Consider the following 13,887-nt stretch of genomic DNA (forward strand, 5'->3'; position numbering starts at 1 on the left):
CCGGGCGTCGGCTCCGGGCCAGAGGGGCACGAACAACCCGGTCCTGGACGTCCCGGGCTCCAATCCCAGAATAAAATCGTCGGCAGGAGCGCTGAAACCAGACAGATCAACTGCCGAACGAGTTACTCGGACAGGCTCCTAGGGGTTCTTCCCCCCCACGATGTGCACGTAACTCATCCGCAGCTCGTACAGCGAATCCTGCAGCACCCGCGCCTCGTTCTCGGCCAGGTTGCCCCGGGTGCGCTCCTGGAGCGCCTCCAGCTGGTCAATGAACATCCGCGCGTGCTCGGCGTCCACCTTGCGTTCCTTGGTGGCGGGGTTCTCGCGCAGCCCCAGCCCGATGCGGGCGCCATAGTCCAGCTGTGCGACCAGGGTCACGAAGGCGCGCTCCAGTTCCTCGCTCATTCCTACAGTCCCTCCAGCACGGCGCATTTCAGGTACTCGGTCTCGCGCATCGCCAGCAGCACCGGGTGATCGGCGGCCTGTCCGCGCAAAGCGGCCAGGCGGAACGCGGCGTGCGCCTCGTGCGCCGCGCGGCTCAAGAGCGGCAGGAACTCCTCCCGCGGCATCAGGTGCGAGCACGAGCAGGTGATCAGGGTGCCGCCGGGCGCCACCAGGCGCATGGCGGCGCGGTTCAGGTCGTTGTAGCCGCGCACGCCCTCGGCCAGTCGGGCGCGGCTCTTGATGAGCGCGGGCGGGTCCAGCACCACCACGTCGTACTTCTCCCCCGCCTCGTGCAGCGCGCGCAGCTCGCGGAACACGTCGGCCTTGCGGAAGGAGCAGCTGGCGCCGACACCGTTGCGCTCCGCGTTCACGCGCGCCAGCTCCAGCGCGAATTCCGACGAGTCCAGGCCGGTCACCTCGCGCGCCCCCCACATGGCGGCGAGCACCGCCCAGGCGCCGGCGTAGCAGAACAGGTCCAGCACGCGCGCGCCGGTCACGCGTCCCTGCAGCAGCGCGCGGTTCTCCCGCTGGTCGTGGAACCAGCCGGTCTTCTGCCCGCGCACCACGTCGGTGACGAACGTGGCGCCGTTCTCGCGCAGCTCCACGCGGCCGGGCTCCGATGCCGTCCCAGATGCCTGCCCCGGGTCCGGCTCCAGGAAGACGCAGTGGTCCCCGAGGCCTTCCTGCGCCCGGGTGGGGGAATCGGAGCGCAGGTACAGCGCGCGCGGCTGGAGCAGCCGGCGGAGGGCGCGCTCCGCCCACGGCCACAGCATTTCCATTCCCAGGGTGCCCACCTGGGCCACCAGCACGTCGCCGTAGCGGTCCACCACCAGTCCGGGCAGGCGGTCGCCCTCGCCAAACACGATCCGCCCGTACGCCGGATCGGGCAGCACGCGCGCGCGCAACTCCAGCGCCCGCTCGATGCGCCCGTGCACGAAAGCCTCGTCCACCGGCTCGCGCGAGCGCGTGAGCACGCGCCCGGCGATCAGCGACTTGCGGTTGAGGTAGGCCTGTCCCAGGAATGCGCCGCGGGAATCGAAGACTCCACCCACGCCCCCGTCGGCCAGGCCGGCGTCGGTGCCTTCGATCTCGTTGGAGAAGATCCACAGGTGGCCGGCACGCAGGCGCCGGTCTTCGTGCGGCTTGAGCTGGATGGTGTGCACGGCGGGAGCCTCCCGGCGAGGGAGCTAGATCGCCATCCGCGGCGATACCGCCACGAAGACGCGGGCCGGCGATTCCCCGATGTTCTCCATGACGCTGTCCGGCTTCACCACGAAGTGCAGGCTGTCGCCTTCCTTCAGGATGAATCGCTCCGCGCCCAGGGTCACTTCGAGGATGCCCTTGAGGCTGGTGAGGAACACTTCGCCCGCCGCGGCGCGCAGGAAGTCAGAGTCCTTCTCCCCCGGCTGCAGCTGGAGCAGGAACAGGCTCACTTCCGGTCCGGCCAGGAACGGGAACAACGGCTCGGCGGTGACGTGGCCGATCTTGATCTGGTAGGGAGCCCGGTCCTTGGGAGAGGTGTGGGCCACCGCCGGCGGAATGCGGAGATCCACGAGCAGGGACATCTTGGTGTCCAGGGCCGCGGCGATCTTGCTGAGCGCGCCCACGGTGGGTGAAGTGCGGCCCCGTTCGATCTCGGAGACGTGCGTCGCCGAGATTCCCACCTTGGCCTCGATGTCCTTGAGCGTGAGCTGCTTCCGAAGCCGCTCCTGCTTGATGCGCTTGCCTAATTCGACTGCCGTTATTTCCGACATCTCTGAATTTCCTCCCCAGGGCGGATGAGGATTATCCTACCCCGAAGAAAAACCGGACGCAACCGCTAGCTTACATTCAGAATTCAGAGAAGTCGCATGCCAGGGGGTGGAGATAGAGTCCCGCAGGGCACCCTCGACCGCCGCCAAGTGATTCTCCGATAGCGATATACAAGTCTCATCAAGAGCCGTGTTCGGGGGTGGCAGGGCTATCCGCGAGGCAGGCAGAACTTGTAGCCCACCAGCTTGTAGACCAGCTTCGCGGCCAGAAAGTCCGAGCGGATGTCGCCCGCCAGCGGGCACAGTTCCATCACGTCCGCGGCCACCACCTCCCGCTCGGAGAAGACGCGGCGCAGGATGCGCAGCAACTCCTCCCACTGGATCCCGCCCGGCTCGGGCGTGCCCACGCCGGGGCATACGGAAGGGTCGAGCCCGTCCAGATCAATGGTCACGAAGACATGTTTCGAGAGCGTTCCCAGCAGCCGGTCCCAGGTGGCGGGGTCCTTGCGCACGCCCCCCCAGCCCAGCTCGATCCGCTCCGACTTCACCCACGCGGCCTCCTCGGCCGAAAGGTTGCGGATGCCCAGCTGCACCACGTTCCGGCAGCTCTCCCGCACGCGCCGCAGGGCGCAGGCGTGGCTGAACGGAGTGTCGCGGTAGGTATTGCGCAGGTCGGCGTGGGCGTCGATTTGCAGCACCGAGAGGTCCGGCCAGCGCTCCTTCGCGGCGCGCACCGCCCCGGGAGTCAGCGAGTGCTCCCCGCCCAGCATCACCACGAACCGGGACGTGCCCAGGGCCCAGCGCCAGGCCTCCTCCACCCGGGCCACCGTGGCCTCGGGGCCGACATCGGAGATATCCAGCTCGGGGAGCGTGGCGATGCCCCCGTCGCAGGGCGAGGCTTCCAGTTCCTCGTCGTACAGTTCCACGTTCTGCGAGGCGGTGAGGATGGCCTGCGGCCCGCGCCGGGTCCCCGGAACATAGGATGTGGTGCCGTCGTAGGGCACGGGCAGGATCAGCGCCCGGGCCTTCGCGGGATCCGACAGCTCCGGGGGGAGCCCGCCAAAGCAGGCCCCCGGCCCCTGCGGGTACGGCACTTCGCGGGCGTCATTCAACGCTGCAGGTCCTCGTCGTCATCGGTCCCATCCTCGAATTCCTCCGGTTCCGCCTCGAACGGCCCTTCGTCGTCGTCCAGCTCGCGCAGGCCCTCGAGATCCCCGGCATCCACCGCCCGGCGGCCGCCGGCAAGCTCGAGGCTCTCCAGCCAGTGCTCGTCCCCCTGCTCCGATCCCGGCTTCCTCCGGGGCACGCTCTCCATCTTGTCTCGCATGGTCTCTCTCCGGTCCTCCGTGGCGACTCGGGTTGCGGGTCCACGATGCGCGGGCGCGGGCCGGGGAGACCGCGCACCATTCGAGGGCGGAAATATCACCGCGCCCCCCGGCCGTCAAGCGGAATCGCCGAGGGACGCGGGAACGCGGGGATGGGAGCGGTCGCGAGGCGGGCCGGCCCGCGGCGTGGAACCGCGCGGGCCGGCCCGCGGTGGCGGTGCGGCAGGAGCTCGCGATCAACCCTGCCAGAGGTACTGGAACTTCACGAAGACCTGGCGCGCCGTCTGGCCAAAGGGGGCGCCTCCGGCCGGCAGCGTGCCGTCCTCGCGCGTGAGGCCGTCGTCATAGTTGCCGTTGACGCCCAGGAAGAACACCGAGGCGTAGTTGAGCTTGTAGCTGAGCAGGAACTGGTTGGCGAGCTCGTTGTAGGTGCGCCGCTCGGGAGCGCGATACGGGCGCTCCACGCGCTGGTACTGCGAGAAGAGCCGGACGAAGAGCCGCGGCGTGAACTGGTAGGTGAGTCGCACGCCGGCGAGCCCCTGGCGCACCAGCACGGTGTCCACGTCGCGGTCCTGGATGCGGTACAGCTCGCCCTGCACGGTGGCGGTCAGCCGGCTGTTGGGGCGCACGTTGAGCGAGGCGACCAGGTCGCTGGAATGGCCCAGCACCGCCTGCCGGCGGTAGATGTCCTCGCCCACCCGCAGCTGCGCGTAGCCGCTCAGCAGGCCGCTGCCGTCCTTGCCCACGTTGACGAGCCACGCGCTGTGGTGCGTGGCGATCTCGCGGCCGATGCCCTCGTTGCGATACCGGCTGAACTTGGTCGCGACCTGCGCCTGCAGGGTCCACTGGCCCCGGAAGCGGGCGAACAGGTCCGGGCGCACCGCCTGGTAGCGGAGCACCCCGTCGTGGTCCACCTGGTACACGGCGTACACCGCGGGCCGATAGAATTCCAGGAATTTCCCGGTGGGACGGAAGTCCCACTCGTGCCAGGCCTCGACGGCGCGCATGTTGTTCTGGTCCTGGTAGCCCATGTCCGCGCGGTACTGCGGGGACTTGTCGGTGTACCAGAAGCCGCCGTTGTATCCGCTGCTGAAGTAGAAGATCTCCTGGTAGGTGGCCCAGCCTCCCTGCGCCACGCCCGTGGAGTCGGCGCTGTAGCCGTAGCCCGGCACGTCGCGGGTGTCGGACTTCGCCAGGTAGCCGGTCCAGCGCAGGCGCTTGAGGAACCGGACCTGCCCGTCCACGGCGCCCAGGACGTTGTGGCCGTCCGCGTAGGAGCGCCCGGTGCCGGTGAAGCCCACGTAGGACTCCCCGTGCAGCCCCAGCTTGCCGCGGACCACTCCGTCGGTGGAGGCGGCGTCGATGTCCAGCACGTCGCTGCCGTTCAGAAACGGGTAGAGCACCTGCGTGGAGCGGTCGCGCGCGGCCAGCACTCCCAGCTGGAACCGGCCCTGCCGGCCGGTCACCTTGCCCGCCCAGCGCGGATCGGAGATGTTGCGGCTGTAGAAGAAATTCCCGAAGGACTGGAAGATGGAGCTGCCCTCCAGGAAGAACGGCCGCTTCTCCTGGAAGAACAGCGCCGAGCCGCTGTTCACGCTGACCTGGTTCTGGTCCGCCTCCACCTGCGCAAAGTCGGGATGCACGGTGCCGTCCAGCGTGAGGCTGGGGGTGACGCCGTACTTCACGTTGATCCCGAAGTCGGGGTGGCTGTCCGTGTCGCGCGGCTGGTCCAGGCTGCCGCGGGTGCTCGCACCGGTGAGCGTCATGTACGGGAGAATTTCAAGGTTCCTGCCCGAGGCCAGCCCGTGGAACTCGTTGAGCACCGCGAACTGGCACGCCAGGCACGGGTTGTTGCGGTCCAGCCGGATGCTGGCGTACTGGAAGCGGCTCTCCCGGGGCCGGATGCGCAGCACGCTGAAGCCCCACTTCTGGTCCTGCTGCATGGGGAAGCGCAGGCTGCGGGTGGGAACCGAGAATTCCGCGGTCCAGCCCAGCGAGTCGAGGGTCGCGGCACTGGTCCACAGACAGTCGAAGGAGTCGTCCTCCTCGTCGCCGTTGCGCGCGATGTCCCCCTGGATGCCGAGCGGGTTGATGAAGAACTCGTAGCCGCTGCGCTGGTCTCGGAAGGTGTCGATCATGATCCCGACCAGGTCGTCGCCGAAGATCCGGTCGCGGTCGCTCAGGTGCGCGCGGATCTTCGCCGGCTCGGAATCGTAGCAGCGCGCGAAGAAGTAGATCCGGTCGCTCACGTAGGCCATGCGCGCGACGGTGCGCACGGGCGGCGGGGCGTTGTCCCCGGGGCTGACCTCGAAGAACTCGGTGATCTCGAGCGCCCCCTGCCAGCCCGGGTCGTCACCCCGGCCGTCCACGACGATCGGGCCCGCGGCCAGCTTCACATGGCTGATCGGCTGATCCTTGGAGGGCTTCGCCGCGCTCCCGGTGGCCGCACGAGCCACCGAATCCGGAGGGGTGGCCGGCGCGGGCTCCGTGGCGGCCTGGCCCGCGGAGATGGAGAGTGCCCCGGTCAGGCAGGCCGCGGCGAGGGCGGCTGCGGCCGCCGCGAACCTCGAAGTCCTTGCCATACAACAACCTCCGCAAGATGGGTGGATCTCGAAGGCCGGGGCACAGGACGGCCGGAGAGGTGGGGTCCGTGCCTTTCTAGACGTATTGCGGGCGCGAAAAGTTGCAGCGGGAAGCGCGGTTAGCGCGAGTCCAGGGTGGACCGGACGTGCCTCAGGAGATCGTCCGGCCGGATCGGCTTCTGCAGCAGCCCCCGTTCCCGGATCAGCGTGCCCCCTCCCGTCAGCCCCTCGTCGGTGTAGCCGGTCATGAACAACACCCGCAGGCCGGGGCGCTCCGCGAGCATGTGCTCGGCCAGCCGGGTGCCGCTCATGCCGGGCATCACCACGTCGGAGAGCAGCAGGTGGATCGTCTGCGCGTGGGCCCGCGCGATCTCCATCGCGTCCTCCGCGCAGGCGGCCTCGATCACGCGGTAGCCCGCCTTCTCCAGCACCCGTCGCAGCAGTTGCCGCACCGCCTCCTCGTCCTCGACCAGCAGGATGGTTTCGACCCCGCGCCCCGGCGGGGCCGCGGGCGGCGCAGGGGGCGGATCGGCCCCGGTGGCATCGGTGACCCGCGGCAGGCACAGATCGAAGCTGCTGCCCTCGCCGGGCCGGCTCCGGACCTGGATGCACCCGCCGGCCTGCTCCGCGATGCCGTACACCATCGCCAGGCCCAGCCCGGTGCCCTGCCCGTGCGCCTTGGTGGTGTAGAAGGGCTCGAAGATGTGCCGCTGCACCTCCGGGTCCATCCCCGCGCCGTCATCGGTCACGCGCAGCGACACGTACGGGCCGGGCGCCACGGCGGCGGGCCCGCGGGCTTCGGAGCGGTGGAGCTCGACGCGCCGGGTTTCGATCTCCAGCCTGCCGCCCTCCGGCATGGCGTCGCGCGCGTTGACCACCAGGTTGAGGATCACCTGCTCGATCTGCCCGCGGTCCGCGCGCACCAGCGCCGGAGCGGGGTCCAGGCGCGTGACCAGCACGATGTGCTCGCCGATCACCCGCCCCAGCATCTTCTCCAGCTCGGCCACGATCGTGTTGAGGTCCAGCACGCGGGGCACCACCACCTGCTTGCGGCTGAACGCCAGCAGCTGCCAGGTCAGCGCCGCGGCCCGCTCGCCCGACCGCCGGATCTGCTCCGCGTCGGCGCGCATGGGGCTGTCCGCCGGCAGGCGCTCGCGCAGCAGGTCCGCGTGCCCCAGGATCGTGGTGAGCAGGTTGTTGAAGTCGTGCGCCACGCCTCCCGCGAGGCGGCCCACCGCCTCCATCTTCACGGCGTGCCGCAGCTGCGCCTCGAGGCTGCGCAGGTCGGTCATCTCCCGCGTCACGCTCACCAACCCGGCCACCTCCCCGGCCGGCCCGTGCAGCGGCGAGAGCGCGGTCTGGAACTGGCGGACGGGGCCCTCGAGCGTGAATTCCCAGTCGTACACCACGTTCTCGCCGCGCAACGCCCGGCGGTTCGCCTGCTCGTGCACCGCCCCCGCCTTCGGGCCCAGCACCTCCACCGCGGTGCGCCCCAGGAACTGGTCGCGCGCGAACCGCGAGCTCCCTTCCGGGACCCCGAACAGGGCCGTGTGCCGACCCTCGAGGTCGAGCGTGGCCACCACGTCGTGCATGCTCTCGACCAGCGTCCGGAACCGCGTCTCGCTCCCCCGGAGCGCGTCCGCGTGGCGGCGGCGCTCGGTCACCGCGGCGGCCAGCAGCAGCGCCGTGGAGATCATCACCGCGGCGAACGTGTCCAGCTCCAGGAGGCTCTCGCGCACGCTGCCCTGGAAGAAGGGCCCCCGGCCGGAGACGGTCTCCCAGGCGGCGATGGCGGTGAGCAGCAGGGCGGTGAGCGAAGCGCCCCGCGGCCCGAAGCGCAACGCCATCCAGATGACGAAGGGGAACAGCAGGTAGGCCGAGTGGAACATGCCCCGGAAGACCAGCGCGGTCACCCCCGCGCAGAGGGTCAGGACCGCCAGGCCCTCGAAGAACCGGCCGGCCTGGAACCGGGGTCGTGGCGGGGTGAGCCAGGTGATGAGGAACGGGGCCACCGCCAGCATGCCCATCACGTCGCCCAGCCACCACACGCGCGCCGCGGGCTCGACCTGGGCCCAGGCGTGCCGCCCGCCCTCGCGCAGCACCACGCACCCGGCGCCCGCGCTCAGCAGCGGGCTCAGGAGCGCGACCGGGAGCACCAGCCACAGCACGTCGCGGACCCGGCACAGCGAGGGGTCCAGCCGGGCCAGGCGCCGGAGGATCCACCATCCGGCCAGGGGCTCGAGCGTGTTGCCCAGCGCGATGACCGCGGAGCCGGAGAATGCATGGGGAATCTCGAGGCTGGAAAGGAAGGAACCGAGGAAGATCCCGGGAATGGCGCGCGGCCCTCGCAGGATCATCGCGGCGAGGGCCAGCCCGGCCGAGGGCCACAGAGGGGTCGCGTTGCCGCCCAGAGTGGCATACAGCAGCCCCAGGCGCGCTCCAAGGTAGTAGAGCCCGGCCAGGGCGAGGATCTCGGCTGCGACGCCCGCGGGACGCCGGAATGACATTGGGCCTCCATCCCGGTGTGGACACTGCGGCCCTCATTCAAGGCCCCCGTGCCATTCCAGTCAACCCGGGCGCGGGGAACGGCGGCGGGCGCGGGTGGATGCGGCCCGCCAGCCGGGGCAACGGAAAGGCCGCCCGGGCAACTCCGGACGGCCTCTCGAATGGCGGTGCTGACGAGACTCGAACTCGCGACCTCCTGCGTGACAGGCAGGCGTTCTAACCGACTGAACTACAGCACCATTGAAGTCTTCAGCATGTCAGGATAGCAGGGTCAGGGCGCCGGGTCAACCTCGGCGAGGGACGGCCCCCGGCGGCGCCACAGAGCTTTCAAGTCACTGTGTTGCATCGCTTTACGGCGTCGGCCGCGAGCCGGTCAGTCGTACCACCGCTCCAGCTGCGCGCCGCGGTAATAATGCAGGAGAATCTGCTCGTACAGGTAGCCGCGGGCCGACATCCCGCGGGCCCCCAACTGGCACATTCCCACCCCGTGGCCGTTGCCGGCACCCTGCGCCACGACCTTCACGGGGGTGTCCCCTTCGTAGTCCACGCCGATCTTGAACAGCGTGCTGCGCAGGATGGGGCGGCCCTCCGTCGGGCGCCGGAGCGTGGCGCGCAGCCGCATCTGTTCGAGCCCAAAGGTGCCCGCGGTGGTCTCGATTTCCAGCCGCTTCACCCGGCCCGAGGGGCTGCGCCCCGCCACGCGCACGTCCAGCACCCGTCCCCGCAACTGGCCGTCCTCGGCGCGCAAGTCGGGCGGGCCGAACTCGGCCAGGGCCGACTCGAACTGCTCCATGGTCCACTCTTCGCGCCACCGGTAGGCCCCCTTGCCGCCGCAGAACGACTCGGCGGGCTCCAGGTCCGGGGAGCGGTCCCGGTGCGGGACCAGGTAGGGCTGTGCGGGGCTGGGAAAGGCCTCGTCCAGCGCCGCCAGCATCCCGCCGCAGGAGGACGAATACATGGCGCGCACCGCCCGCCCGTCGCTGGCCAGCACCATTCCCCGCGTGGCTTCCACCTGCGCGGTGGTGTAGGCGTCCTCGGCGTCCAGGCCGCCGTAGACCTGGTCCTCCACGTTGCCGTACACGTCGAAGCCCTCGGCGGCGCGCCGGCCCAGGTAGAAGAGCGTGTAGCTGCGGGCCGCCACGGCCTGGGCCCGCACCGCCTGCGCCCCGTCGGCGCCGGGGCGGCCGATCTCGGCAGGCACCACGCCGGCCAGGTAGCGCTCCAGCGGCAGCACATTGACCACGGTGAACGTGGAGCGGGCGTTGCGGAAGATCATGAGCCGGCCGGCGTAGTGGTGGCCGCGCCAGGTGAACCGGGATTCCAGCGGGCGATTGCGGAAGTCCACCACCAGCGTGTCCTCGCCGGGCAGCGTCTCGCGGTAGCCCTGGCCCCCGCTCAGTCCCAGGCCGCCCTCGGCGGTCACCCGCAGCTCGCGACCGATCTCCCGCGGCACGCGCTCGCGCTCCCCGCGCGGCTCGCGCAGCCGGAGCAGCATGTCGCGGTCCGAGGTGAGCTCCACGCTGGAGACGTCCCAGGCCAGCCCGACGCGGATCCACGGCTCGCCGCGCGCGCCGGTCTCCACCTGCTCCAGGCCCTGCCGCATCGCCGCGCACCCCCAGGTGGAGAGCAGCAGCGCCGCGACGGCCCACATCTTCTTCACGAGATCCTCCCCGATCGCCCCGGGACGACGCTGCCCAGCACCGCCTCCGCGGTGGCACCCGTGGCGCAGGGGAGATTACCCGGAAGCCCGCGCCACGTGAAGTGCCCGAGCACCGCGAACGCCAGCGCCTCGCGCGCCCTCGAAGGCACGCCGTGGCGATCCGAGGGCTCCAGCCGCAGCGGGGAGAGCATCGCCCGAAGCTCGCGCACCAGGGCGCGGTTCCGCATCCCGCCCCCGGCGCCGATCACCAGGCGCGTGCCCGGGGCCGCGTAGGCGTGCACCGCCGCGGCGACGGTGAGCGCGGTGAGCGCGGTGGCGGTCGCCAGGGCGTCCGCCCAGCGCATGCGGCGGCGCCGGATCGCCTCGAGCGCCGGAGACAGGAAGGCGTCCCCGAATTCCTCCCGTCCCGTGGAGCGCGGCGGGCGCCGGCGAAAGAAGGGGTGCGCCAGCCAGGCGTGCAGCAGCCCGGGATCCACATGTCCCGCGGCGGCCAGCCGTCCGCCGCGATCGAAGCGCAGCCGGCCGCGCGTGGCGCGCGCGGCCAGCGCATCCAACGCCATGTTGCCCGGCCCGGTGTCGAATGCCCACGCGGGGTGCGTGGTGCCGGCGGGCAGGACGGTGATGTTGGCGATCCCACCCAGGTTGAGCGCCACGCGCGGCTCGCGCGGGTGCCCGAAGAGCGCGGCGTCCGCGCGCGGCACCAGCGGCGCGCCCTGCCCGCCCAGGGCCAGGTCGCGGGCCCGGAAGTCGTGCACCACCGGCAGTCCGGTGCGCTCCGCCAGCGTGGCGGCGTCACCCACCTGCAGGCTCCATCCGCGCGCCCGCCCGGCGGGCGGATGGTGGTGCAGCGTGTGCCCGTGCGAGGCCAGCAGGTCAAAGCGTCGCAGCCCGGCGCGCCCCCCCGCGAGACGCGTCGCGGCCCCGGCCCAGAATTCCGCCAGCTCCACGTGCAGGGCGGCCACCTCCGCGGCGTCCGAACCTCCGGGGGCTGCGGCGCGCAGCAACCGCCCGCGCAGCGCGCCCGGATAGGCGCGCTCGGTCACCCCCAGGCAGCGCACCCGGGGCCGTCCCGCCGGGCCCGAGATGGAGGCCGCGGCCGCGGTCACCCCGTCGCAGGACGTTCCGCTCATCAGCCCGATCACCCGGAGTGCCCGCCCCTTCGTCACCCGCGCCCACCTTCCAGCGCCGCCCGCACGAAGCCGCCCACGGCCTCCAGGCGGCGCTCCGCCCCGGCCCGGTCCACGCCCAGCCCGCGCATCACCAGCGCGGTCTTCACCCTGCCCCCCGCGGCCTCCAGCAGCGTCACGGCTTCGGCGTAGCCTGCGCCGGTCACGGTCATCACGATGCGGCGGCTTCGCTCGCGCAGTTTCTCGCTGGTGGCGGTCAGGTCCACCATGAGGTTCTCGTAGGCCTTGCCCAGCCGCACCATCGCGGCGGTGGAGATCATGTTCAGGGTGAGCTTCTGCGCCGTGCCGGCCTTCATCCGGGTGGAGCCGGTCAGCACCTCCGGCCCCACGGGGATGGAAACCTCCACGTCCACTTCCGCGTCGCGCCCCGTGCCCGGGCTCATGTTCAGGTACACCGTCCTCGCGCCGCGCGCGCGGGCCCGGCGCAGCGCCTCGAGCACGAAGGGCGTGCGGCGGCTGGCGGCGATGCCCACGACGGTGTCGCGGGCATCCACGCCCAGCGCGTCCACCGCGAGCGCGCCGTCCTCGCCGCGGTCCTCGGCGCCCTCGACGGCGCGCACCAGCGCCTCGGGGCCTCCCGCGATCACCCCCACCACCTGCCCGGGCGACGAGCTGAAGGTGGGCGGGCACTCGGCGGCGTCCAGCACGCCGAGACGACCGCTGGTGCCCGCCCCGACGTGGATCAGCCGCCCCCCGGCGCGGAAGGAGGCCACCACCAGGTCCACCGCCTGCGCGATCATGGGGATCGCGGCGCGCACCGCCCGCGGCACTTCCTGGTCCTCGTCGTTGATGCGCTCGAGCAGCGCGCGCGTGTCCAGCGTGTCCAGGTCCAGGGTGCGCGGGTTGCGGCTCTCGGTGAGCAGCCCGGCCACCTCCCGGAACACCTCGGGCGTCTCGTCGTCCCTGCTCACGGTCCCCCTCCGGCGGCCGCCGCGAATGCGGCCTGCAGCGCCGAGCGGCGCACGTTCGACACCAGCGCCCAGCGACGCGGGCCCAGCCAGCGGCGCGCGGTGTCCGCCACCCGCTCCGGGCCCAGGGCGTCCGCAGCGGTCACGATGTCGTCCGGGGTGTCCACGGGCCAGCCGAACAGCGTGGCCCGCGCCGCGCCGGTGACCCAGTTCTCGTCGGCGAGGACCCGCAGGAGGCAAGCCTCGCGCAGGCGCTCGAAGACCGGCGCCGGCAGCGCCGCCAGGTCCCCCAGGTCGCGGGTCCAGTCCCGGGCTGCGTAGGCCAGCCCGGCCGCATCGGCGGTCCAGCCCACCCGCACCTCGTCGCACAGCCGGTGCCGCACCAGGCTCGCACGGCGCCTCGGGACGGCGGAGGACGAATCCACGGCCGTCGCCAGCGCCTCCGCGCACACTTCGAGGGCCAGCCGCTCCGGCAGCGGCACGTGCGGCACCAGCGCCCCGCCCAGGATCGCGCAAGTGCCGTCCACGCCCTCCGCGGAGCCGAACACCGGGCCCTCCAGCGGCGGCGGCTCCCGCGGGCTCGCGGGCGGCACGTAGCCGTACTGCCACGCCGAGAATGCGCGTGCCGCGGCCCGGCGGACACTCTCGGGATCCAGCGGGCCGCACACCGCCAGCACCGCGTTGTTGGGCCGATAGTACTGCGAGTAGTAGCCGTGCACCACGTCGGGGGTGACCCCGGCCAGCGACTCCCCGGTGCCGCGCGGGGAGCGGTGGTACCCGTAGACGTCGAAGAGCGCGCCGCGCAGCGCCACTTCCGCCGGGGACCACGGGCGGCGGTCCTCGAAGCGCTGCACCGCCCGCCGTCGAGCCGCCTCGACCTCCCCGGGGCCCGGCTCCAGCCGGCTGATCCGCTGTCCCAGCACCTCCAGCGCGTCGGGGAAGTCCCCCCCGCGGGTCTGCAGCAGGAACGTGGCGGCGTCCTCGTCGGCGCGCACACGCAGCGCCTCGGGCGCCATGCCCCCGGAGTCCCAGGCCTCGCGCACCATGTCGGCCACCATCGCGGCCGCCCCCTGCTTGCGCTCCATGTCGTGGACCGAGCCCACGCCGACGACCAGGCAGGCGGTCTCCACCGCGAGGTCCGGATCGCTCCAGATCACCACGCGCAGGCCGCCCGGCAGCAGGCCGCGCAGCAGGGCGCCCGGACGGCCCACCAGCGGGGCCTGGCCCGCGCGGCCGCGCGAAGGCGCCCTGCGGTCCGCGGGGGAGGCATCCGGCACGCTCAGGATGGAGAATGCAACGAGGAGAACCAGGGGAAGGCTGCGTTTCATGGACCCCGCTTTCCGGCCACTTCCGTTGTACGCCGAGACACGCTGCGCGCGGGCTCGCGCGCCAGTATGCCAGAGTCGCGAGGGGCGCGACAACCGGCCCCCGGGCGCGCCCGGTGGAGCCTCCCGGGGCGCGGCCGGACCTGCCTCCGCGCGCCCCTCCCGGGAGCGCGCCGATCGGCTTCCCCGCTCCCCCTGGA

At 72.0% G+C, this 13,887-nt stretch carries 11 protein-coding genes and 1 tRNA gene; all 12 read right to left on the reverse strand.

What is annotated here, in order from left to right:
- Nucleotides 1–138: 138 nt before the first annotated feature.
- The 12 genes from HZB25_03100 to HZB25_03155 all read right to left on the reverse strand — a co-directional run bounded on the left by HZB25_03100 (nt 139) and on the right by HZB25_03155 (nt 13,690).
- Complete coding sequence (locus HZB25_03100; GenBank protein MBI5836213.1) at nt 139–405, reverse strand: DUF1844 domain-containing protein; 267 nt, start codon at nt 403–405, stop codon at nt 139–141.
- A 2-nt stretch (nt 406–407) separates the two neighbouring features.
- The gene (locus tag HZB25_03105) at nt 408–1,607 is read right to left on the reverse strand and encodes a class I SAM-dependent rRNA methyltransferase (GenBank protein MBI5836214.1); all 1,200 of its coding nucleotides are present in this window, start codon (nt 1,605–1,607) and stop codon (nt 408–410) included.
- Between the two features lie 24 nt (nt 1,608–1,631).
- Nucleotides 1,632–2,198: a helix-turn-helix transcriptional regulator gene (locus tag HZB25_03110; GenBank protein MBI5836215.1), complete on the reverse strand. Its 567-nt coding sequence runs from the start codon at nt 2,196–2,198 to the stop codon at nt 1,632–1,634.
- A gap of 206 nt (nt 2,199–2,404) precedes the next feature.
- Complete coding sequence (gene speB / locus HZB25_03115) at nt 2,405–3,307, reverse strand: agmatinase (GenBank protein ID MBI5836216.1); 903 nt, start codon at nt 3,305–3,307, stop codon at nt 2,405–2,407.
- Entirely contained in the window at nt 3,304–3,522 is a 219-nt protein-coding gene (locus tag HZB25_03120; GenBank protein ID MBI5836217.1) for a hypothetical protein, read from the reverse strand. Before HZB25_03120 ends, speB begins: the two co-directional genes overlap by 4 nt.
- Nucleotides 3,523–3,756: 234 nt before the next feature.
- Nucleotides 3,757–6,102: a carbohydrate binding family 9 domain-containing protein gene (locus HZB25_03125; protein MBI5836218.1), complete on the reverse strand. Its 2,346-nt coding sequence runs from the start codon at nt 6,100–6,102 to the stop codon at nt 3,757–3,759.
- 119 nt (nt 6,103–6,221) lie between these two features.
- Nucleotides 6,222–8,609: an MASE1 domain-containing protein gene (locus HZB25_03130; protein ID MBI5836219.1), complete on the reverse strand. Its 2,388-nt coding sequence runs from the start codon at nt 8,607–8,609 to the stop codon at nt 6,222–6,224.
- Between the two features lie 160 nt (nt 8,610–8,769).
- Nucleotides 8,770–8,846: transfer RNA gene (locus tag HZB25_03135), tRNA-Asp, on the reverse strand.
- A gap of 134 nt (nt 8,847–8,980) precedes the next feature.
- Complete coding sequence (locus HZB25_03140) at nt 8,981–10,267, reverse strand: SpoIID/LytB domain-containing protein (protein ID MBI5836220.1); 1,287 nt, start codon at nt 10,265–10,267, stop codon at nt 8,981–8,983.
- A complete protein-coding gene (locus HZB25_03145; protein MBI5836221.1) occupies nt 10,264–11,397 on the reverse strand; it encodes an anhydro-N-acetylmuramic acid kinase in 1,134 nt (377 codons plus the stop codon). Before HZB25_03145 ends, HZB25_03140 begins: the two co-directional genes overlap by 4 nt.
- Nucleotides 11,398–11,429: 32 nt before the next feature.
- Complete coding sequence (gene murQ / locus HZB25_03150; GenBank protein ID MBI5836222.1) at nt 11,430–12,365, reverse strand: N-acetylmuramic acid 6-phosphate etherase; 936 nt, start codon at nt 12,363–12,365, stop codon at nt 11,430–11,432.
- On the reverse strand, nt 12,362–13,690 hold the full coding sequence (locus HZB25_03155) for an insulinase family protein (protein MBI5836223.1): 1,329 nt from the start codon (nt 13,688–13,690) through the stop codon (nt 12,362–12,364). Before HZB25_03155 ends, murQ begins: the two co-directional genes overlap by 4 nt.
- Nucleotides 13,691–13,887 lie beyond the last annotated feature (197 nt).

The sequence above is a fragment of the Candidatus Eisenbacteria bacterium genome (assembly GCA_016235265.1).
In the GTDB taxonomy this organism is placed as follows: Bacteria; Eisenbacteria; RBG-16-71-46; order RBG-16-71-46; family JACRLI01; genus JACRLI01.